Origin of the sequence: Labrys sp. WJW (genome assembly GCF_001676615.1) — a bacterium.
Classification (GTDB): domain Bacteria; phylum Pseudomonadota; class Alphaproteobacteria; order Rhizobiales; family Labraceae; genus Labrys; species Labrys sedimenti.
The window spans coordinates 47,124-70,400 of the sequence record NZ_LYXZ01000040.1; the positions used below are offsets into that span (position 1 = coordinate 47,124).

14 protein-coding genes are annotated in these 23,277 nt (G+C 62.0%); 1 reads left to right on the plus strand and 13 read right to left on the minus strand.

Annotation, left to right across the window (positions count from 1 at the left end):
- The first annotated feature begins 48 nt into the window (after positions 1-48).
- Positions 49-3,651, plus strand: coding sequence for a glycosyltransferase (locus BA190_RS23695; protein WP_162275191.1), 3,603 nt, complete (start codon positions 49-51; stop codon positions 3,649-3,651).
- 20 nt (positions 3,652-3,671) lie between these two features.
- On the opposite strand, the gene BA190_RS23700 is transcribed toward BA190_RS23695, so the two are convergent.
- From BA190_RS23700 to BA190_RS23760, 13 genes are all read right to left on the minus strand, one after another.
- Positions 3,672-4,928, minus strand: a complete 1,257-nt coding sequence (locus tag BA190_RS23700; RefSeq protein WP_068293302.1) for a hypothetical protein — start codon at positions 4,926-4,928, stop codon at positions 3,672-3,674.
- Positions 4,929-4,935: 7 nt separating this feature from the next.
- Positions 4,936-5,589 carry an ABC transporter ATP-binding protein gene (locus BA190_RS23705; protein WP_068293666.1) on the minus strand — a complete coding sequence of 218 codons (654 nt, stop codon included), beginning with the start codon at positions 5,587-5,589 and terminating at the stop codon, positions 4,936-4,938.
- Positions 5,590-5,695: 106 nt separating this feature from the next.
- A complete protein-coding gene (locus tag BA190_RS23710; RefSeq protein WP_245314942.1) occupies positions 5,696-8,671 on the minus strand; it encodes a glycosyltransferase in 2,976 nt (991 codons plus the stop codon).
- A 140-nt stretch (positions 8,672-8,811) separates the two neighbouring features.
- On the minus strand, positions 8,812-12,687 hold the full coding sequence (locus BA190_RS23715; protein ID WP_162275193.1) for a glycosyltransferase: 3,876 nt from the start codon (positions 12,685-12,687) through the stop codon (positions 8,812-8,814).
- A gap of 546 nt (positions 12,688-13,233) precedes the next feature.
- A complete protein-coding gene (locus tag BA190_RS23720) occupies positions 13,234-13,734 on the minus strand; it encodes a hypothetical protein (protein WP_068293310.1) in 501 nt (166 codons plus the stop codon).
- A gap of 388 nt (positions 13,735-14,122) precedes the next feature.
- Complete coding sequence (locus BA190_RS23725; protein ID WP_202908512.1) at positions 14,123-14,713, minus strand: helix-turn-helix domain-containing protein; 591 nt, start codon at positions 14,711-14,713, stop codon at positions 14,123-14,125.
- Between the two features lie 47 nt (positions 14,714-14,760).
- Positions 14,761-16,596 carry a Hint domain-containing protein gene (locus tag BA190_RS23730; protein WP_082979998.1) on the minus strand — a complete coding sequence of 612 codons (1,836 nt, stop codon included), beginning with the start codon at positions 16,594-16,596 and terminating at the stop codon, positions 14,761-14,763.
- A 176-nt stretch (positions 16,597-16,772) separates the two neighbouring features.
- Positions 16,773-17,807 carry a hypothetical protein gene (locus BA190_RS23735; protein WP_068293314.1) on the minus strand — a complete coding sequence of 345 codons (1,035 nt, stop codon included), beginning with the start codon at positions 17,805-17,807 and terminating at the stop codon, positions 16,773-16,775.
- Positions 17,808-17,850: 43 nt separating this feature from the next.
- Complete coding sequence (gene rfbA, locus BA190_RS23740; RefSeq protein ID WP_068293317.1) at positions 17,851-18,732, minus strand: glucose-1-phosphate thymidylyltransferase RfbA; 882 nt, start codon at positions 18,730-18,732, stop codon at positions 17,851-17,853.
- A 56-nt stretch (positions 18,733-18,788) separates the two neighbouring features.
- Positions 18,789-19,724, minus strand: a complete 936-nt coding sequence (gene rfbD / locus BA190_RS23745; RefSeq protein WP_068293320.1) for a dTDP-4-dehydrorhamnose reductase — start codon at positions 19,722-19,724, stop codon at positions 18,789-18,791.
- A 34-nt stretch (positions 19,725-19,758) separates the two neighbouring features.
- Positions 19,759-20,811 carry a dTDP-glucose 4,6-dehydratase gene (gene rfbB, locus BA190_RS23750; protein WP_068293675.1) on the minus strand — a complete coding sequence of 351 codons (1,053 nt, stop codon included), beginning with the start codon at positions 20,809-20,811 and terminating at the stop codon, positions 19,759-19,761.
- On the minus strand, positions 20,811-21,392 hold the full coding sequence (gene rfbC / locus BA190_RS23755) for a dTDP-4-dehydrorhamnose 3,5-epimerase (protein WP_068293678.1): 582 nt from the start codon (positions 21,390-21,392) through the stop codon (positions 20,811-20,813). Before rfbC ends, rfbB begins: the two co-directional genes overlap by 1 nt.
- 925 nt (positions 21,393-22,317) lie before the next feature.
- Positions 22,318-23,256: a site-specific tyrosine recombinase XerD gene (locus tag BA190_RS23760; protein WP_068293323.1), complete on the minus strand. Its 939-nt coding sequence runs from the start codon at positions 23,254-23,256 to the stop codon at positions 22,318-22,320.
- Positions 23,257-23,277: the final 21 nt, after the last annotated feature.

Sequence of the window (23,277 nt, forward strand, 5' to 3'; positions counted from 1 at the left end):
GGCGATGCGGGTGGGAGGCCACGGCCGGTGAAACGGCTCAGATCCTTGTTGAAATCGTTTCGTGAACGCCCGACGATCGCGGCGGATTTCGATCCTGTCTTCTACGCCGCCCATCATCCCGATCTGCAGGAGCTGCGCAGTGCCGAACGCCTGTGGGCCCACTATGTCGAGCATGGCCGGCGCGAAGGGCGGCCACCCAATCTTGGCGAGGCAATCGCGGAGTGGGAGCGGCGCTTCGGGCCGTTGCCGCCTGCCTTCGACGTCACGGCCTATCGCCTCCTCAATGAGGACCTCGCCCGCGCATACGTGCACGACCACCAGTTCATCCGGCATTTCCTCGAGCATGGCAGGCAGGAAGGGCGGCCCTTCCTCGTCGACATGCCGATCGGCGGAACGAACGGCGTTCCCGGCGGCCCCTGGCCGGCTCTGTTCCGCACGCCCGAATTCACGGCCATGGCCCAGGATTGGCTGCCCTCGGGCGCCCCGTCACGCACCGAGGCGCTGCGCATCTTCGTGGAGCAAGGCATCGAGCGCCTGGCCCCGATCAGCTTCAAGCATGGCTTCGATCCGCAGTTCTATCGCCAGACCTACGAACTCACCGAGGCAACCGACGCGGCTGAGCTTTACCGGGCCTGGCTCACCGAAGGCATTTCGGCCGGCCGCGCGCCCAACGAAACCGCATTCCTGGAGCCCTATCTCGGAGGGCGCCGTTATCCCGCGGATTTCGCCTGGCAGGCCTATCGGGCGGGACTGCCACCGGCTGAAAGCGCCGGGATAGCCAATCGCGCCGGGGCCCTGGCGCATTTGTTCGAACGCGGTTTCGAGACAAACCGGGGCGTCGGCGACATCGCCGGTTTCGACCTCCTGGCGGCGATCGGCGACTTTCAACTCCGGCGAGGCCGCCTCGGGCTGGCGGCCCGAGCCTATGACCAGGCCGAGGCATACGATGCGGCGAGGTTCGACGGCTCGCTGCTCTACCGGCGCGGCAAGGCCCGGCAGGCTCGATCTGCCGGCGAAGCCCTATCCGACTTCCGCCAGGCAATCGCACGAGACGACCATCCCTGGGATGCCGTGCAGGCGGCGATCGCCTTGTTGATCGACGAGAAAGCCTTCGAGGAGGCCCTGCGGGTCCTGCGCGAACAACGGGAACGCTGGAACGGGCGGGCCGACTTCCTCGCCTGCGTCCATCGCACCCTCCAGGCCTGGTTCGATCATGCCAGGGCCGGCGCGCTCGAACTCTACGCCCTCGGCAGGCGCAAGGAAGCCGACGGCCTGATCGAGGCCGCCCTCGCCGGCATTGAGGCGGCACTCGTCGCGCTCGACCGCCTGCCGCCCGCGCTGCCGCTCCCGGCCGAGGGCGCCGTCGTCATCCTGGCCAACCAGGAACTGCGCCAATGCCGGCACTACCGGGTGGAGCAGAAACTGCGCCAGTTCGAGCAGGCCGGCCTGCAGGCCGAGGCCTTCGAGGAGACACAAGCCGAGGCGTTCATTGCCGCTCTCGCCGGCGCCAAGGCCGCGCTCTTCTATCGGGTGACCGCCACACCTGCCGTGCAACGGGCCATTCTTCATGCCCGCGCCCTTGGCCTGCCGACCTACTATGAGATCGATGATCTCCTGTTCGACGGCCGCTATTTTCCACCGGATCTCGCGGCCTATGAGGGGCAGATCACGCCGCACGAGCACCTTCACCTCCAGCTCGACGTACCGCTCCATCGCTTCGCCATGAGGCTGTGCGACACGGCGATCGCCTCCACCTCCGCGCTCGCCCGGCACATGCAGCCGCAGGTTCGCCTGGGCATGTCCCTGGTGCTGCCCAACGGGCTCGACGCGCACAACGATGCCTTCCTCGCGCGCGGGCGCCAATTGCAGCCGGCCGATAAGCCGGTGACCTTGTTCTACGGATCGGGCACCAAGGCGCATAATCTCGATTTCACCCGGGAGCTTGCTCCCATCCTTCTCGACCTCCTGCGCGACTATCCGCAGTTGCGCCTGGTCGTCGCCGGCCATCTGCGGCTAGGGCCGGAATTCGCTATTCATGCCGACCGGATCAGCCGGGTCGGCTTCGTCGAGGATATCGGCGAATATTGGAGCGTATTGCAGGCCTGCGACATCAATCTCGCCGTGCTTTCGCCCGGGGAGAGCGCCGACTGCAAGAGCGAAATCAAATGGCTGGAGGCTGCGGCCTGCGCCATTCCCTCCGTGGTCAGCGCCACCGCCACCTATCGCGAGGTGCTCTCGCACGGCGTCGACGGCTTTCTGGCCGAGACTGGAGAGGACTGGCGCGATTGCCTGAAGGCTCTGATCGACTCCCCCGAGTTGCGGCTGGACATGGGGAACCAGGCCCGTGAGAAAGCCCGGCAGCGCTACGCTCTCGGCAGGGGCGCCGCAATTCTGGCCGAGACCTTCGCCCCTGCCGAAGGCGAGAGCATCTCCCCGTCATTTTCATCGCCATCGCCGCTCAAAATACTGGTCTGCAACGTCTTCTTCGCACCGCAAAGCCATGGCGGCGCTACCCGCGTGGTCGAGGACAATGTCGACCACTTCATCGATCATTGCCCGGATATCGAGGTCAGCGTCTTTGCCAGCGACGAGGGGCGCCTGCCTTACGAGACCTTGAGCTGTGACAGCTATAGAGGCCGTCCGGTCTTCCGGATTTCCGCCCGGCCCGACCCTCTGCGCGACTGGTGTCCCTTCAACCCGAACCACGGCAGGCTATTCCGCCGAGTACTCGATCGCGTCCGGCCGGACATCGTGCATTTCCATTGCATCCAGCGCCTGGGCGCCTCCATCGTCGAAGCCACGGAGCAGGCCGGAATTCCCTATCTCGTCACCCTCCACGATGGCTGGTGGATCAGCGATTCCCAGTTCTTCATCGATCGCGATGGTATCCTGCGGCTGCCGGATCAGAACCCGTTCAATATCTGCCCGCTTGAGGGAGTGAGCCTGTCCCAATCGGTCGCGCGCCGCCAGGCGCTGGCCGCGCTGCTGGGCAAGGCTGCAGCGGTCCTCGCCGTCTCGCAGCCCTTCGCCGCTCTCCATCGCAGTGCCGGCATCGCCGCGGCGGACGTGCTCGAAAATGGCGTGCCCGCGCTGGAACTCCATCCGCACCGCCCCAGAACGGACGGCCGTCTCGCCCTCGGGCATCTGGGCGGCCGCTCGATCCAGAAAGGTGCCGTCCTTGTCGAGGCCGCCCTGCGCAAGGGCCGCTTCGAGCGCCTGGCCCTGACCATGATCGATCATGCACTCGCGCCGGATGAACATCTGTCCACTTGCTGGGGCGCCACGCCGGTTCTCCTGCGCGGCCCCTGCCCTCCGTCAAAGGTGGCGGCGCTCTATGCCGAGCTCGACGCGGTGCTGGCGCCATCGGTCTGGCCGGAGAGCTTCGGCCTGGTGGCCCGGGAAGCGGCCTCGCTGGGCCTGCGCGTGGTGGCCTCCGACAGGGGAGCGATCGGCGAATGCATCCGCCTGCCCGAGCAAGGCGCGGTCATCGACGTCTCCAGCGATGCGGCGCTCGCCGAGATCCTGGGTGCGATGAACGCCAATCCCGAGGCATGGCGGGCCGGCTCCCTTCCACCGCAAGGCCTTCTGCGCAGGGCGGCCGGCCAGGGCCGTGAACTGGCGGATCTCTATCGTGCCATTGCGCTGCGCTGAACGCAGCCCAACGGCCCGTCTCAAGCCAGTCGGCGACGAATGACACCCACCAGGCCGATACAGATGAACCAGGCCAGGATCGAACCCAGCAAGACCAGGCCGATACTGAGCCAGCGGCGCGGATAGCGGGGTTCCTCGGCCTCGGCCGGCATCTCCACGGTATGCAGATACAGCATTTTCCGTTCGCTGTAGATGCGCGCCATGTTCAGGCTGATCGAGGCCTGGGCATAACGCTTTTCCGCGATCTTCTGCTCGAGATCGAGATTGGCGAAGAGGCTGAGCTTCTGGGACAGGGCACCGTTGTCGTCCTGCTGCTGCATCGTGGTGATGCGGTTCTGCACGCCCTTCACCTGCTCCTTGAGCGAGGCGATCCGCTGGGCGGCCAGGCGCATCTGGGGTGCATCGGCGGCGACATAGGCCGAACGGGTCGCATATTCCGACTGCATCATCAGCAATTGGCCCTCGAGCTGGGTCAGGAGCATGCCCAGATTCTTGCTCTCTTCCTTGATGTCGAAGACCCCTTGTGCGTTGCGGGCCTTCTCATAGGCGACGCGCGTGGTCTTGAGAGCTTCCCCGGCCAGTTGCAGATCCCGCTCCGAGGCCGAGACGGTGTCCTTGAACATGCGCTCGTTGAGCTGGTTGATCATCGCCTCGCACTGCTGGATCACCGCGGTCGCGATCGTCTTTGCATCCGCGGCACTGAACGCGCGCACGCGGAGCGTGACGATACCAGCCGGCATGGAGACCGCCGCCGAGGAGCGCCGCGTCCAATAAGCGGTGAATTTCTCGATCGGCAACGCCGGATTGAAGCGGGAGAAACGGTCGATCTTGTCCGAGCTGTAATATTTACGCAGATCGATTGAGTCCTGCAGCTTGGCCACCAGGGCCTGGCTCTCGGCATAGGACACCACGATCATCGTATCCTGCACGATCGCCATCGGCGGCAGGCCGGTGGCCGAGCCGAGATCGTCCATCTTGGGCAGGGCACCGCTGGAGACCGTGAATTTGGCGATCGATTCATACTGGTCGGAGGCGATGAAGCCGAAATAGGCTATCGAAGCGATATTCGGCAGAACCACGACAAGGACGAGCAGAACCAGGCGAATGATGCGTTCGCGCGCCCGGCGGCGCAGACCCTGCGCCCCGTAGAAGGCCTGTTTCGACCGGCTGGAGAAACGGGCACGACGCGAGGCATCGGACAGCGCCTTGGAAACGGACCGCGCGCGTTCGATCGACCTGCTTTGCCGATCGTCGATTTCAGTCTGGATATCGTTCATCGATCCGTCAGCGGTTCAAGCGGTTATACATGGCAATGGCATCGGGCACGTTCGGGTACATGGTCAGCCGACCATCCGCCAGGACACCGCCCCGGTCGCAAAAGGTCGAGATCGTCCCCATCGAATGCGAGACCACGATGAGGCCGGCATTCTTCCGCCTCTCGTCGAAAGCCTGGCGGCAGCGCAGCTGGAACTTGGCATCGCCGACAGCGATGATCTCGTCGATGAGATAGACGTCGAACTCGATTGCCATCGACAGGGCGAAGGCAAGACGGGCCGCCATGCCGGAGGAGTAGGTCTTGATGGGCACGTCGAGATAGTCGCCGAGTTCGGAGAAATCCTCGACGAAGCGGGCTGCCTTGGCGATGTCGGCGCCATAGGCCCTGGCGACGAAATGCACGTTCTCGCGGCCCGACATGGCGGGGTGAAAGCCACCTCCAAAGCCGATCGGCCAGGATATGCGGACGGATCGGCGGATCTTGCCGCCATTGGGCATCTCCGTCCCGGCAATGAGCCGCAGCAGGGTGGATTTTCCTGCCCCGTTCACGCCCATGAGGCCGTAGGCGTAGGAGGTGTCGAAGATCATCGAGACGCGGTCGAGGATCATCTTTCGATGTTTCTCAACCTTGTAGTACTTGGTCACATCGCTGAGTTGAATCATGTCGACCGAAGAACTGCCATCCAGGATTGACGCCCCATCCCTCGCGGACAGGGCCACCATATCAGGTTCACGCCCAATTCACTATTCAAATGGCCGGGCATCGGCATCACCGCGACCGATGGAGGGCAGGCAGGACATGTGACAAAGCTTCCCTATACCTGTCCTCATTGTGCTCTGATTGGAGCCTGTTGCAGCAGCCTTGCCGGAGACGCTGCCACAACTCTTCGGAACGATAGAGCCGGACGATCGCAGCGGCGAAGCCCTCCGTGTCATCCACGGGTACGGCCAGCACTTCCCGCTCGTTGCTCCAGCCAAGCTGTCCAAGAAGCAGGTCGGTGATCACGGTGGGAACACCGAACGAGGCCGCTTCATAGACCTTGTAGGGTGTCCCGGCAGCAAAGCGCGTCGGTGCGATGGCAATGCGGCAGGCATCGTAGATCGGAGCGAGATCGGCCACGGGCCCGTGCCAGGTGACCCGGCTATGCGACAGGAAACGGTCGAGAGCCAGGCCCGGGGCGACATGCCCGACCAGGTTGAGCCGGGTTTCCCAGCCGAGCTCCGCCTCGACACGCGGCAGGATTTCCTCGATGAACCAGTTCAATGAATCGTAGTTGGGCGTATTCTCGGCATAGAGGCTGCCGACGAAGACGAGGCCGGCCCGATCCTGGAAGCTGCGAGGGGTCGGGGTGACGGGCCGGTAGGTTCCCACCACCCTGGCATGGGGGAAACCGAACTTGTGCAGCACGGCTGCTTCGGACGGGCTGACCGTGACAATCTCCTGGCAGAAATGGCCATGCTCGAATTCCCGGGCCATGGCCTCGCCAAGATCGAAGGGCCTGTTTTCACGCTTTGCCTGCAGCTCCTCCCGCAGCGAGAAGACCGCCTCCGTATCAAGGACAACGCTCGTCTTGTTCGGGTTAAGATTGAGATCTTCAAGATATCTATAAAGAAAATTCAGGTTGTGAGCCCGGCAAATCCAGATACAATCAAAATAATTCTTTCTATCATTGATAAACTTATTGAAGTCATGATGATTGAGGTCGTGAATGATCTCGATGCTATCAGGAAAATCCGCATAGATTTCGGCAATCGGCGCTGCAGTCCCATGAACCGGGAATACCGTCACCTGATAGCCCATCCCCGCCATCACCCGGATGAGATCGTTGCTGCGGACCGCACCGGCTCCCAGGCTGCGCAGCGGAATATAGTCCTCGACATAGAGGATCTTCGGTTGGGTCTTGCCGGCAAAACGGGCCTCCAGCAGGGCTTCCGGCGTGTTCGGAAAACGATGCTTCAACGCCTGCAAATGTTTGGCGTGGAAGGCCTTCTGGTTCTTGTGCATCAGTCCGAATGCCGCGCCCGAGTCGCGCGAGCTACCATATTCGTAGTGATAGACCACCACATTGGGGTCGTAGACGACGCGGTAGCCTTCCTTCCACACCTGCAGGCAGAGGTCGGCGTCTTCGTAATAGGCCGGGGCGAATTGCGGATCGAAGCCACCGATCTGCGCAATCAGATCGGCGCGCGCCATCAGGAAGACCCCGGAGACGAAATCGACGTCGCGCACGAAATTCGCTTCCGGGCTGAGCGGGGCCCAATCCCGCATATAGCCGTTGGTCTTGCCGTCCCGCCAGATGATGCAGCCGGCCTCCTGCAGCTTTTCATTGGTACGGATCACCTTCGCGCCGACCACGCCGATCTGCGCATCGGCCTCCAGACGCGCCATGGCGGCGGCGATCGCCCCGGTGGACAGCCTCACATCATTGTTCAGGAACAGGATGGCGGGGGCATTCGCATGCAGCAGTGCGCTGTTGCAGGCATGAATGAAACCGATATTGGTCTCGAAGCGCAGATGAACCATGCCCCTGACATAGCGCTGGATCTGCTTGACCTCGTCCGTCGAGCCCGAGTCGACCAGAATGAGCTGGATCCCACCGGCGTAGTTGTCCCGTAGCGACGCCAGCGTCATCAACGTCATGGCCAGGTGGTTGTGCACCACGACGATGACGCAGACATCGGCGCGGCCGTCGACGGTGAAATCGATCGGCCGGCGCGCATGCTGGGGAGCCATGTTCTCGGCATGGCTGAGAAACAGGGCACGGGCCTGCTTCTCCGGCACGTCGATCGGGGCTCCGGTCGGCGCGAAGGGCAGCCCCTTCAGGAGACCGACGGTGAGGAGATGGGCGAAGGGATCGACGACCTTGGCCAGTTCCGCATTGACCACCACGCTGGAGCGGCGGGCCCAGTAATACTGCAGATTGATGTAGTTGGTCGGGTTGCGCAGCTCATGTTGGCCATAGCGCAGGAAATGCAGATAAGCGTTGCGGAACCACTTGCCCCGGCCGATGACCTTTTCGATGTCGCTATAGCGTTCGATATAGAAGCGCTCGCGGAAATATTCGAGCGGATCGAAGGCCGACGGATCCGGGTTCGACAGATAGTGATGCAGAGCGCCTTTGAACTGCTGCTCCGCGACGGCCTGCTCGACCTCGGGATAGTGCAGAAAATACCAGGCGGCATCGAAATAGGGCGAGGTGGGGACATCGCCCCTGCCCTCGTCGATCCAGGCCAGATAGTGCTGAAACGCGCCCATGCCGTTCGGAACGGGCTGGCCGACAATGTCGGCCATGTGCCGACGATAGATTTGCGGCGAGAACAGCAGATGGGCTTGCCGTCCCTCCTGCGCTCCCCTTTTCAGGTAATGGTCGTAGAGATTGGCAAAGCCGCCCTTGATCAGGGCGGCATCGGTCAAATCCGCGTAGAGCTGGCGATAGAAACCCGGTTCGAACAGCCAGTGTGCGGAGCGCTCATTGCGACCGCTCTGGCAATAATGCTCGAAACCGCAGGTGATCCGCCCCTCGGTGATCGCCTGGGCAACCTGCTCATGCTCGGAAACGTAGAAAGCCTCGTCGAAATAACGATTGGGCGAGTGCCCGAGCTTCATGCCCTGGGTGAGATAGAACTCCAGGGGATCCGCCTCGTCGGCGGCAATGGGATAGGTTCGCCGATACCAGTCCGGGTCGAACCGGCCCCATAGCGGCCCGCCTCCGCCGGCCGAACCCGTGAGCGTGTCCAGAACCACCCCTTCCAACGCCTTCCACTCCCCAAAAATCCGACAGCGCCTGAGAAACGCATCCCGGAAAAACGAACTTCTTCTACAACTCTTTGTTTCTGCTTATCTTTGTAGATTCGAGCGACGTCATCGGGCACAAGGACCAAGCTTCATCTGGTGCCACTTCCCTTGGTGTTGCCGAAATCGGCAAAGAAGGTCTTGCGCTTGCCCTTCAACCAGTCGCGATCCTCCTGGCTGGCATCCTCGTCTTCGACGAAGTCGCCGGTCATGAAGTAGGGCCATGGTTCCTGTTCGGGCGGGCGCTTGAGAATGTCGCGATAGATCGCGATCAGGTCGCGCGCCTGGTCCGCGGCGGTGCGGGGCTTGACGGCCAGGGCCGGCGGCGAAGCGAGATAGTGCTCGGGGGAGGCGTTGATCTCCTCGAGCGTACTCAACAAAGGTTCGATCGTGGCGACGTCGAGCACCCAGCCATTGACGCCATGCTCGATGCCTTCTCCGATCGCCCCGCGGTCGGAGGCGATCACCCACAGGCCGGCGGACGTGGCTTCGCGCGAGACCAGGCCGAAGCTTTCGGGCCAGACCGAGGGCACCAGCAGGACGTCCTGCTGCGCGTAGAGCGTGTGCATGTCTTCCTGCTTGGTCTTGCCGACGAAGCGGACCAGCGTCTCGCCCCAGCGCGTTTCCAGGGCCGGCCCCCCGAAGCGCTGATGATCGACGATCGTCAGTTCGAGATTGGCAAAGCGCCCCTGCTTGAAGGCGGCCTGCACGAGGTGGAAGCCCTTGTGATGGGTTTCGCCGCTGACCTGGACCAGGCGCACCTTGCCATTGGGGGAGCGGGTCTTCCTCACGCGTTCCATCGCCGGCACGCCATTGGGCACCGAGCGCGCTGCGGGGTAGCCGGCGCGATGCATGATCTGGGTGAACGCATCCGAGACCCCCAGGATGGCGGCCGAACGTTCGAGCAGGATGCGCAGGCGGCGGCGGCGTTCGAGCGAGCGCCCGATCGATTTGCCGAAGGGAGGCCTGGAGGGCAGTGCCTCCTCCGGTTCGACCGGCGCCCCGGTGATATCGGTGAGGAAATTATAGTCCGACACCCACCAGCCGTCATGGACGGTGTTGATATAGGGCACGCCTGCCCGGATGCAGGCGGTCATCAGTGAGGCACTCCCCCGCTGCGGAGAGTGGATATGCACCAGGTCCGGCCGCCAGAACTCCAGCACGCGGGCAAAGAGCTGGCCATAGCGCTCGTTGAAAGGGCGCCATTCCTGGATGTCCTCGATCGGGGAATTGGCCCGGAAGACCGGGATGCCCTTGTAGTTCTCGACCCGCAGCTGGTAGGGCTTGCGGTTGTCGTTGTCCGACGTCATCACCGCAAAATCGCATTCGGTGGCGAAGTTCGAGCCGACGAAGCTGTCGATATTGTCCCGGATGACGCGGGTCGAGCCACCGATGGTCTGGGGTGGAAAGAAGATGTTGAAGAACAGGATGCGCTTCTTGCGCCGGGAAAGCTGCAGCCGGGTGTCGCTGCGATTGAAGGCCGGCGCCAGCAACTCCTTGAACCGTTCGGCATTGCGCTCGAGGCTATAGAAGCTCACGGCCTTGGCGCGCGCCGCCTCGGCCATGGCCTGGCGGCGCTCGGGCGAGCGGATCAGGGCCTCGAGCGCGGTTTCCCACTCCTCGGGCGTGCGCGCGAGAAAGGCGTCGACACCGTCTTCGAGCACTTCCTCATAGCGATGGGTGGCGCTGACCACCGAAGGCACGCTGAAGGCGGCGGCCTCCAGCCACTTGATCTCGCTCTTGCCGTTGGTGGTCGGCGCCGGCACGAGCACGGCCATGTTGATGTCGGCTTCGGCCAGCAAGGACCAATAGGACTGCACGTCCTTGGTCCATTCGAGCTGGGTGATGCGCTCGCGCACCGCATCGAAACGCTCATCGAGGGACAGATAGCCCACCACCATCAGGCGCACATTCGGGTGGCGCTCCATCAGGTTCAGCAACGGTCCGCCGACGAGATCGAGGAAGTCGCTGTTATGCGCCTTGGTGCCCGAGCCGTAGAACAGCACGACGTCGTCGTTGCGCCGCACCCGCGGAATGCGCTGTTGGAAATGGTCGGCGTCATGGCTGTCGATGCCGTTGGGCAGCACGAAGCAACGCCCGGTTCGCACCAGCTTTTCCATATAGCCGGCGAGCAGGGTCGTGGAGGCGATGCCATAGTCGCACATCGCAAGCGCCGCCCGGAACAGCGGCACCCCCATCTGCAGCGAATGATAGAAGCTCTTGCTGACCGAGGCGCCATAGGTCTCGATCGGCTCGGGATAGTGGGTGCCGTCGAAGATCAGGTCGTCGATGTCGTAATAGCTGGGGATGCCGAGCGCCCGGCAGATCGAGATCGCCCGGATGTTCGACGGCAAGGCCGGCAGGCGATAGAAGATGGCGGCGCTGGCACCCGGCATGGCCGTGATGAAATCATCCACCTCCGCCTGGGTGTAGACTTCCAGCTTGAGGCCGGCGACCTTGGCGATCTCGATCTTCTGGGTCACGCGATATTGCGTGCATTGCCGCAGATCGACATTGGCCAGCATGACGACGCGCTGATCGGGCGTTGCCGGCAGCGGCGGACCGGGTGGATCGAAGGTGTTCCACCAGCTTGCGATATCGGCGACCACCTTGGTCATGACATCGTCCGCTTCCTGGCGGCGCTCCTTGGCATAGAGTTCCTCGGCCGCCATCCAGGCTTCCCGGAATGCGGCATCGATGGTCTGGCGCAGCGCCTCGCGCCAGCGGATGTCGCCGCCGGAAGCCGTCCTGGTCTGGAGAAGCACCTCCACCGCCTGCTCGGGCTCGCGCAGCTTCAAGGCAGCCTCGATGGCCTTGACGGCAGTCTGGACCTGGATCGAACCGGCGTCGATGGCCTGGCGATAGAGGGGTAGCGCCTCCTCCCCCTTGTCCCGCGCGGCCAGGCAATCGGCCCAGCGCTCCCGTTCCACCGGCCCAAGCGGGCTCTTGCGGTCGAGGAAGGCATAGAGGCTGGTCGCACGATCGGGATTGCGCGCCTTCAAGGCGCCTGCCAGCGCCAGCAGGAAGTCCTGCCCGCCGTCCGGCCCGAGTGGAATCTCGTGCGCCGGGATCGCGTCATTGACGGTGAGATGATAGAGCAGGTCCCAGCGATGCTTGGGCGTCACGCCAGGCCGGCTGCCATAGGCACGCCAGTCGAACCCGGCCGGATATTCGAGCAAGGCAAGGCCGTGCAGCTTGAGATGCTCGGCGGCATTGCCGGGCACCTTGGCTTTCAGGCCGGTAAACAGCCAATATTGATAGAGTTCGGCCGGCGTCTTGCCGGCCTGCGCCGGATTGGCATCGGCAAAGTAAACCGGATCGAAGGCATGCACGAAGGAGATCGGCGCCAGGCGCTCGAATCCTTCGCGGATCATCGCCTGCAGGGCCTCCTGCTTGTTGGCGGCCTCCCCGACCCAGCGCGAGTTCAGGAGGTTGAACTCCTCCAGATTGAGGAAACGCAGCCAATATCCGTCCTGCAGTCCCTCGCTCTGCGCGAGCTGATCCAACGTTCCGACCGCACCGGCCGGCTTGCCGACGGATTGGTAGTGTTCCAGCAGGGCATCGTTCGGGATCTGAATGCCCTTGAAATAGAGGGCGCGGTAGAGATCGGCATCGAATTGGTAGGGAACCCGCCCTTCCTTGCGGCCATGCAGCAGGAAGTGCCTGGCGGCCGCATAGGACGAGCCGAGGGAGGAAAGGTCGGAATAGCGCTCGATATATTCCTTCCAGTCGAACAGCTCCGGCAACTTGCCATGCTCGGCTTCGAGCTCGGCAATGTAGTGGCCGATGCCCTTCTCGCTATAGAGACGACCTTCCGCCGCCCCATGGCTGGCATAGTGTTTTTCGGCCCTGGCCTGCGAGAAGGATTGCAGATCGGTGTGCGAGCTGACGTAGACCTGCCAGTCGAAATCGCTCGGTAGATTGAGGTCCGGATTGGCCTGATGCCCCGACGACGCGAAAGAAGGCATCTTCTTGATCGGTGCCAATTTTGTCCAGAAACGAGAGCTCTTGCCCATACTACACCGGTATTCAAACACGCTTTTGGTTCCGATCGCGGCGGCAGGTCAGTATCGGTCCTGCATCCACGCCTCGGGCGGTCGAGACGCCCCACCCAACGGGGAGGCTTAGCCAAACGGCAAAACAATCATCCCTGGGCTTCAAGCTCCTGATAGGTACCTTCATCGATACGTCGAACACATTACTATCTGTTGACGATCGACGTCGCCATGACAATTACATCTTGGTCCAGCACGACATGCATTTTGTGGATATAGTGCCATAGGACATCACGGGGGCGGAAAAAGACTGCAGGCGATTGGTTTCCTGCCTGTTGTCCCCTTCCGGCTGGTGATCTTCATCGGTTCGGCAGTAAATATCGCGCAATTTCACGAACCAGATCGTCCGGAAGAATCTGCTGGGGAGGAACGCTGCCCGTCATGAATACAGCAATGAACGCATCATTCCGGTAATTCCACCTTGTCTTTCGAAAACTTTTGCCAGCCACGAACGCTCCGCTACGCCGCTGCGTTTCCGCCCGCCAAACCATCGGCGGTACTGCCGCCCTCGCCTGGATCGACCCGATAGGCTGACAGTTTCGTGTGAAGGTGGATCTCGATCAGATCCGGCGCAGAGCCATCGTAATCCAGCAGATCGGCAGGAAGCTGAGCGTCGCCGTTCGACCAGCGCCACATCACCTCCCCCTCGCGCTCGCAAGCATAAAATCCGTGTTCCAGCCTGGGGTGGTCGAGCGCGATCTCGCGAAGGCCATGCTTGCCGCGCAGGCAGATGCGCCCGACCGCCACGCCGAGCACACGCTCATCCTCCTCCACAGGTTCGACCTGGCCGGATCGCGAGACGAGCCGTGCTTGCCTGAAGTCCGGCGGCACGACAAAGGTATGAATGGCGCCTTCGATCGAGACCGGCCGGCATTCACGTTGATCGAACCAGAGGCGCAGGGCCGGATCACCCACCATCCTGTGATCCGCCGTTTCGGCCGGAGGCAAGGAATCCAGCATGTCCTTACCCTTTATGCCCCGGAAGTGACGGGAGACAGGCCAGAGGGCCGGGGCGAATATGGCGGCTTCGCGAAACTGACCGACACCAGGCAATCCCTTCCGAGGTTAGGAGCCAGCCCGTCGCCCGCAGGCGGCGTCGACGCAGCGGCAATAATACCTATTTTGACTCTATATAATTCTACTTTTGGCTAATCCAGTCCATTTCCGGAATGGTGGCGCGACGCCCGGGGGACGCTCTGCCCGGTCGCCATTGCAGGGGCTGCAGCATTCTCCGCAGGGGCCGGCAGATTTTCAGCCAAGAAACCATTCAAAAACAAGAAGCCCGGAACAAGAAGCCCGGCACCAGGATCGAGACGAGGAGATTGCATCTCGCCCAGGCGCGGACGCCTCATCCATCATCCGGTTCGCGCTGATTCGTCTGGCGTTCCAGCCATTTCTGCGCGCTCAGCTTCCGGCTCGGGCTGAGCATGCGATAGAGCGCGATGAGATCGGCCTCGTCGGGCGACAGGGTGGTCTGGATACGCTCCTCGGCGAGTCCGTTCAGCAACGTGTCTTCGCCGACCCCCAGGGCCTGACAGAGCGCTGTCAGATGTTTGTTGATGCTGCCCTCTCGCCCGGTTTCCCAGAAGGCGACCGCCGCCCGCGAAACCTCGACCGCATCGGCAAGCTGCTGCTGGGTCATGCCGGCGGCCTGCCGCAAGGCCCGGATCCGCTTTCCGAGTTCGGCGCTGGGCGAAACCTTCTGCCCGGCCTCGGCATCCTGATCGGTCAATTCGGCGCTGTTGTCGGCAATCCAGCGCCGGAACGCACTGCGGGAGGCCTCCTGCGGCGCATCATCGGCCGATTGCGACGCCAGGCGATAGAGCACCTTGCCCTTGAAGACGTCGACGACGATTCGCTGGGAATCCTCGCGACCGGAAGACATCCAAACCTGGCCAGGCTGCAGGATCGTGGCGTAGCGCATGCCCCTGAAAAGCATGTCAGCCAGCCCTGTTCAAGGGCTGGCTGTTCTTGTCGTCGATATTGTCAGCCGTTCAGCGCAGCATCCGCGGCAGCGTCAGCGTCGACCACATAGGGACCGGCAGCCAGGACCTGCAGGCCCAGCATGGCGATCGCATTGGGCGCGCGCTCGCCGAGCGGCAGCACGGCATCGCCATCCGTCCAGCGGCGAGCCCCTTCCGGCACCGACCAGCCGCGCAGCGTGCGGGAGGTCAGATGGGTGTCGATCTCGCGGCGGACATTGCCGTCCTGCAGCGTGACGGCACCGACGAGCACGCCGAGGAAACGGCGGTCATCGACATAGGGCCCGATCGTGTCGGCCGGACGGCTGGCGCGCGAGACGATGCGCACCGACCGCACATTCGAGGGAATCATGAACAGGGCCATGCCATCGGCTTCGCGAGCCTGGCGGATGACCCGGCCGCTCTCGGTGACCAGGTGCAGGTCGGCTTCGCGGGTCAGTTCGACCGGCTGCGACTGCACCGGATCGTTGCGCAGGGCTGACCGGGCCTCGATGGTGCGGAAGATCGGCTCGACGAAGGCGCGATCGACGCAGAGCGGCGCCGCGGCATCGACCGACCAGTCCTTGGCCTTGCCGGGGAACGGCACCACGCCATGCTGGGCCACGAAGTTCTTGCGATTGCCCGTGTCGAGATAGCTCTCGGAGAGCATGCCGTTGGCATGGATGATGCCATGCTGGGCCAGTTCGACATGGTAGTAGGTGTAGGTCTGGAAGGAGCGGTCATAGAAGATGCTCCGGCCATTGACCAGCATGCGGATCGGCACCAGCTTGCCTTCGAAGAAGAAGCTATGCTCGGCCGTAACCAGCAGATCCTGATAGGGCACGCCCTCGGCGATCGCATCCTTGAGGATGCGGACGGGGTAGCCGCCCATGTCCATGGGATATACCGGGTTGCTCAGGACATGGCCCGAGCCGATCCAGGTCACCGGACGCAATTCATCCTTGCCATCGATGGAAACGAAGACTTCGTCGCCGACCTGGATATTCTCGATCACGACTTCGCCGGTGGCCGTGCGGATGAGCGTGCCAGCGAGGAAGCAAACGATGGCTTGATCGGTGACCGTGAGAGTGCTGCCATTCTGGCCAACCGTGAGAGGGCCGTTCTGGCCAACCGTATAGGTCCCAGCATTGAGCGTTTGACCTGCAATGGTGACAGTTGCAATGGTGCCATTGCTGCTGTCCAAAACAGTGATGACCTGATTGCCGCCCGAATTGGTAACCGTGTAAGTGGCTGCCGTACCAGCGGTATTAATAAACTCGAGATGGTTCAGACCATTGTTCGTGGCAAAACCGTTGATGGTGGTGCCGGAGAGGTCGATGAGCGTATTGCCGCCATTAACGGTGAAGGTACCGCCACCAGGACCGTAGTTGATGGTCGTGCCGTTCAGAATGCTGGTGAGATTGTTGCCGTTGGTGAATGAGCCGCCATCGGTCAACGTGACGTTCGTGCCATTCAAGGCGCTCACATTGAGGTTATTAGCCAATGTGGCGCTGCCGCCGGTGACATTGATATTGGTGTTGCTCAGCAGGCTAACGGCAGTGGAGAGTGTGGCCGTACCGCCGATATAGACGTTGCTGGTTCCGAGAGCATTTGCAACCAGAACGACATTCGCAGTAACACCCGGTGCGACGGCATAGTTCGACGTGCCGAGCAGACTGACAAGGTTAAGTGTCGTACCGTTGGTTGTGGCAATATTGCCTTCAGGAACATTAGTGAGTGTACTAGTTCCGTTTGTGCCGCCTGAGATCACTACCTGGTCCAGGAAACCAGTTAATACGTTTCCGCCAGTACGGGTAATGTCATAGCTGACACCGCCGGCGTTGGGTCCAAAAACAGCCATTCATTCCTCCTGCATCCGTCGGAATTCCGGCCTGTCCCCCACGGCCACCCGTACTTCCGATTAGGTATCGTGTACGCCTTTTGAAATAGCACAAAAAGTTTGTTTTCTGCAAACATAAATTCGCCAATACCGACATATCGACAGGGCGACGCAAAAACAGCATTTCTTCAGCTTGGTCAGCCGCCGCCTGCGACCGCCGTCTTGACCTGCGAGTAGATGTCGAGGTCGGCCTCGAGCAGCACCTCGGTCTCGGGCAATCTGCGCAGCCGCTCGGCCAAAGCCTGCACGGGCGGCAACAGGGGCGCGATCTGCACGGCGCCCTGGGGCATGCGCATGATCTGTTCGAGATCCTCGGCGAAGACATGCGGGTGTTCGCGGATGCCGACGACCCCGGCCGTGGCAAGATTGGCCAGCGCCGTCGCCACGGCGCCGCGCGGCAACAGGGCGTCGAAGCCCTCGGCGGCGAGCTGGCGCGCAAGCGGATTGGACAGGATTGAAATCACCGGGCCGGGCATCTCGGCGAAGGCCTTGGTCAGTCCCTCCTCGTCCGTCTCGAGATCGGCAACGAAATCGATCGCGGGCTTGAAGACGGAAAGATCGCGCTGGCCCAGCAGGGCATCACCATATTTGGGCACCAGCTTGAGGGCCATCAGCCGCTCGGCCAGTTCGTAATAGGGATCGTGCAGCAACGTCACCCAGGTAAAGCGCTCATGAATCAGCGCATCATATTGCCTCAGCGTGAGCCGCCCGCTGACATAGAGCGAGGTGGTGTTCAACAAATGAAAGATCTGGGTCGCCGTCTCGCTTCCCAGCCGCTCGATGCCCCGGTGGAAATAGTTGAAATGCTGCTTGAGCGCCGCATCGAGCCCCCAAAGCGGGAATAGATGCGTTTCCAGCCGGAACAGGCGGTTGGGCAAGCCGGGCGCGTCCAGATTGCGGCGATAGATCAGGATGCCGCTTTCCTCGTCCACCACCTCGACATAGCGCATGGCACCGAGGCCGGGGACATTGGCATCGTTGAGCAGGAAGCCGCACAGGCCGTTGATGTGCCGCCCCGCCGCGACCAGGGCCGGGCGCGGCTCGCTGCAGCGGATACGGGCGGCTACCTGTCCGTCGACGAGGACATGCAGGATCGGCGTCTTCTCGAAATCGTCCGGGACGACATAGCCGGTGATCTCGCCGCCCTCGTCGGATTCGATGTTGAACAGCATGACCTCGCCCGATTCCCAACCTGATCTCTGGGCCGCACGGCCCTCACCACAGGAGCGACGCTTCCTCCAATACGCGCAGGAGATATTTGCCGTAGCTGCTGTTCTCGACCTTCCTGGCGAGGTGGCGCAGTTGATCGGCGTCGATCCAGCCGCTGGAAAAGGCGATCTCTTCTGGGCAGGCCAGGCGCACGCCCTGTCGGTGCTCGAGCACGCGCACGAATTCGGCGGCCTGCAGCAGGCTGTCGGGCGTGCCGGTGTCGAGCCAAGCATAGCCTCGCCGCATGCGCTCCACATGCAGGCCGCCCCGCTCCATATAAATGCGATTGACGTCGGTGATCTCATATTCGCCGCGCGCCGAGGGCTTGATGGTCCGGGCGATGTCGACCACTTCGGCATCGTAGAAATAAAGCCCCGTCACCGCCCAATTGGATTTGGGCTGCCTGGGCTTTTCCTCGATCGAGGTCGCCACCGCATTCTCGTCGAAACCGACCACGCCATAGCGTTCGGGATCGGTGACGTGATAGGCGAACACGGTGGCCCCCTCCCGCCGGGAGACGGCCGAGCGCATCAGGCCGGGCAGGCCGGCGCCATAGAACAGATTGTCGCCCAGGATGAGCGCCGAAGGCTCGCCCGCCACGAAATCGGCTCCAATGACGAAGGCTTGGGCCAAGCCGTCCGGGCGCGGCTGCTCGGCATAGCTGAGCTTCAGGCCCCATTGCGTGCCGTCGCCGAGCATCTTGCGGAACAGCGGCAGGTCATGCGGGGTGGAAATCAGCAGGATTTCGCGAATGCCCGCCTGCATGAAGGTGCTGAGCGGGTAATAGATCATCGGCTTGTCGTAGATCGGCAGCAACTGCTTGGAGGTGATGCTGGTCATCGGATAGAGCCGGGTGCCACTGCCGCCGGCCAGTATGATACCGCGCATTCTCAATAACTTCCTTGATCAAAAACAACACCACGGGCGGCCGATTGCGAAGGCCGTTAGGACGAAGCAAGTGGAGAAACGAGAGAGGATGAGCCAGCGCCGGCACGCCCGGCCTGCAGGCGCGATACGCAGTCGCCGACCGAGGCGTGCCAATCGGGCAAGGCAATACCGTAGCGTTCCCGCAGCCTGGCCGTGTCCAGCCTTGAATCGGCAGGACGGCGAGCCGGCGTGGGATAGTCCTTGGTCTCGATCCGCCTGACGCGGGGCGAGGGGCCACCTGAAGAGGCAGACGCCGCAAACACCGCCTCGGCGAGATCGGCCCAGCTCGCCTCCCCGCCGCCGGCAACATGAAATACGCCGAACAAGGGCGAGGCGGCCGCCTCTTCCTCGACCACCTTTCGGGCGATCCGCAACAGCGTATCGGCGAGATCGAGGGCATAGGTCGGGCAGCCGAATTGGTCGGAGACGACGCCGACCTCGTCGCGTTCGCCGGCGAGCCGCAACATCGTCTTCACGAAATTCTGGCCATGGGGCGAATAGACCCATGAGGTGCGGCAGATCACATGCCGGGGATTGGCGGCGGCAACGTGCACTTCGCCTTCATGCTTGGACGCACCGTAGGCGCCGAGCGGACAGACCCGATCCTCCTCACGATAGGGATGGCGTGCGGTGCCGTCGAAGACATAATCGGTCGAGACATGCACGATCGGCACGCCGAGCCGTTGCGCGGCCTCCGCGACGAGCCCCGCGCCGACGGCGTTGACCGCATGGGCCTTCTCCGGTTCGCTCTCGGCCCGGTCGACCGCCGTATAGGCGGCGGCATTGATGATTGCATCCGCCCCGGAGGCGAGGAGCGCCGCCGGAATGCTCGCCGGCACGGCCAGATCGAGCTCAGGCCGGCCGAGACAGACGATATCCACGCCCAAGGAGGCGCCAACGGCCTGCAGGGAGCGAGCCACTTGCCCTTCCCTGCCCGTCACCACAATACGCATCGCGAAACCTCCTGGATCCGGATGACCGGCAGGCTCAGGCGCTGACGAGCCCCAGCCGTTCGCCGGCATAGACCCCCGAGCGGATCGGGCGCCACCACCAATCATTGTCGAGATACCACTGCACCGTATGCCGTATGCCGGATTCGAAGGTCTCGAGGGCGCGCCAGCCCAGATCCGCCTCGAGTTTGCCGGCATCGATCGCATAGCGCTGGTCATGGCCCGGACGGTCGGGCACGAAGGCGATCAGATCCCGCCGCGGACGCGAACCACCGACGAGCCCGTCCAGAACGTCGCAAATGGTCTCGACGACGCTCAGATTGCTGCGCTCGCTGCGCCCGCCGACATTGTAGGTCTCTCCCGGACGGCCCGTCCGCACGATCGTCCACAGGGCACGGGCGTGGTCTTCCACGAAAAGCCAGTCACGCACATTGCTGCCATCGCCATAGACCGGCAGAGTGCGCCCCTCCAATGCGTTCAGGATGACGAGCGGGATGAGCTTTTCGGGAAAATGATACGGACCGTAATTGTTCGAGCAATTGGAGATCAGCACCGGCAGGCCATAGGTGCGCATCCAGGCCCGGGCCAGGTGGTCGGATGCCGCCTTGCTGGCCGAATAGGGCGAGCTCGGATCGTAACGTGTGGTCTCGGTGAAGAGACCGTCACTGCCGAGCGAGCCATAGACCTCGTCGGTGGAGACATGCAGGAAGCGGAACGCGTCGCGCTCCCGACCCGAAAGCGTACGCCAATAGGCGCGCGCCGCCTCCAGCAAGGTATAGGTCCCCACGATATTGGTCTGGATGAAATCGTCGGCTCCGGCGATCGAGCGGTCGACATGGCTCTCGGCGGCCAGATGCATCACCGCATTCGGGCGAAAAGTCATCATGACCGCATCCAGCTTCAGCCTGTCGGTGATGTCGCCGCGCATGAAACGATAATTTCGTGAGCCGGCTATCGAGCGCAGGGAATGGGGATTGCCCGCATAGGTCAGCTTGTCGAAGTTGAGCACCTCGACATCCCCCTCGCCCACCAGCAACCGCACCACGGCCGAACCGATGAAGCCTGCACCGCCTGTTACCAGAACACGCATCATGCGACACCTTCCTGTTCGGAGTTGTAATGAAACTGAGCCGGCAAGTCTTTCAGGAGCGGCAACCCCTGATCCTTGACCGAAAGCACGGGGCCCTGTGCCGGCACGGGCCACTCGATACCGATTGCCGGATCATTCCACAGGACGCCGCCATCGTCGTCGGGGCTGTAGTAGTTGGTGACCTTGTAGGCAACCAGCGTGTCCGGCTCCAACGTGCAATAGCCATGGGCGAAACCGACGGGTACCCACAGTTGATCGCCGTCGACCCCGTCGAGACGGGCCGAGACATGTCTGCCATAGGTCGGCGAGCCCTGGCGAATATCGACGGCCACGTCGAATATCGCACCGCGAATGACCCGGATCAGCTTGCCCTGCGCCATCGGCGAACGCTGGAAATGCAAGCCTCGCAGCGTACCGGCGGCGCCGGACAACGCCTCGTTGTCCTGAACGAATTCTACTTCGGCAACATGCTGGCAAAACCCGCGCGCACTGAACACTTCCGAGAAGTAGCCACGGGCATCACCAAAACGTCGAGGGCGAACTCGCACGACTTCGGGGATGGCTAGGCGCTCGACAATCATCATACTAGCACTCACCAGAACTTTAAATGATGTATTTGATACAAGACATTCATGTCAAGTCTATATTTTGGATCAAAATGAACAATATAGTATAAAACTCAATTCTCGCTAATCTACGTCACGGACAAGACAATAAGAATTAAAATCAAGTACAATTTACATCGAATTTTAGTATAGATTGCATAAAATAGAAGTCTTTGAGAGGTAAAATACTGCTTACGAATACAAAATATACAAATACAAACTAAAATTATCCTGACGATACCGAGAAGTTTTTATGACAAAACTATTGTGCCGCTACAGCAACGGCGCAAGTAAGTTTATTCGTGCCGCGAAATAATATGCCGACCTCAGCTTAATTTCAGAAATATCGAGAAAGTCTGTAAATAAATTTGATCTAAATTATATAAATATTGAAGCACGCACAACAATATCAATCCAAGGCAATTCCCTATAAAGATAGATCACACAATTATAAATTGTTATTATGCTATGAGATGCACAATAAAATTTCACCAATTGCTCAAGTTTATTGATTTATCCGGGTGTTTTACAAATTCTCATGCCGATTGAAAAGTTTACCTGATCGTAAGCGGATGCGTGGCCGGACGTTCAAAACCATCAGGATAGAAACGTCCTCACGCTTCTGCCGCCGAACCCGAGTACTTTCCAGACACAATCGCGGGAACAACGGCATGCGATGCGACAGCCCAGCCCGGAAGATGGCGGCAAAGATCAAGGGCGGGGTGAGGAACCCAGGCAGAAAGGCCGACTACAGCATCGAACCTGATTTCTGAATCAGGCTCGATGCTGTAATTCCTTGTTGCCGCATCTTTTTGCCGAAAACCGGTACCCACTTTTCGGCGCGATGCTCTATCCGGGTTTCCCCATCGATGAAGAGCGGCAGCCCCGTGGGGGCCCTGCCTCAATCCGCCAGAGGATGCAGGTCGCGTACCATCGCCTTCACCCGCTCATCCAGCACATGCGTATAGATCTGCGTCGTGGCGATGTCGGCATGGCCCAGCATCATCTGCACGGAACGCAGATCCGCACCGTTCTGCAGGAGATGGCTGGCAAAGGCATGGCGCAGCACATGCGGGCTGATGCAATCGGCGCGCATGCCGGCGCTCACCGCCAGCATCTTCAACTCCCGCGCAAAATGCTGCCGCGTAAGATGGCCGCTCTCGCCGAAGGACGGGAACAGCCAAGGAGAGGCGCCGTCCCTGCCTGCCTGAGCGAGCAAGCCGAGATAGGCCTGCATGGCTCGCCGGGCAGCCTCTGTGAGCGGCACCAGCCTTTCCTTGGCGCCCTTGCCGACCACGTTCAGCATGGCAAGCCCAGGCCGCGCCGCAGTGCGCTTGAGGCTGACGAGCTCCGAGACGCGCAGCCCCGAGGCATAGAGCGTCTCGAGCAGGGCGCTCATCCGTGCCGCCCTCAGGCGCTCCGACAAGGGGCGGGCAGCGTCCTCGATCCCCTCGGCCGCCGCCGCCAGCAGGCGATCGACTTCGGCAACATCCAGCACCTTGGGAAGGGCACGCCCGCGTTTCGGCCCGTCGAGCACAGTGGTCGGGTCGTCGGTGCGGAAGCCTTCGGCGTAGAGGAATTTGTGCAGCTGCCGGATCGCCGACAGATGGCGCGCCAGGGTGGTCGCCTTGAAGCCGAGATCACTGAGGGCGGCGAGATGCGCCCGGGCCTCATCGGCACCCGCCGTGGCGATTGCGGCGCCCCGCCCCTTCAGAAAGTCACTATAGTCGGTGAGATCGCGCCGATAGGCCTGCAGCGTATTGTCGGCGCCGCCGCGCTCGGCGGACACCATGTCGAGAAAGGCATTGATCAGGCGGCTGTCGCTGGCGGGCTTGGACATGGCACCAGACTAAGCCCGCCG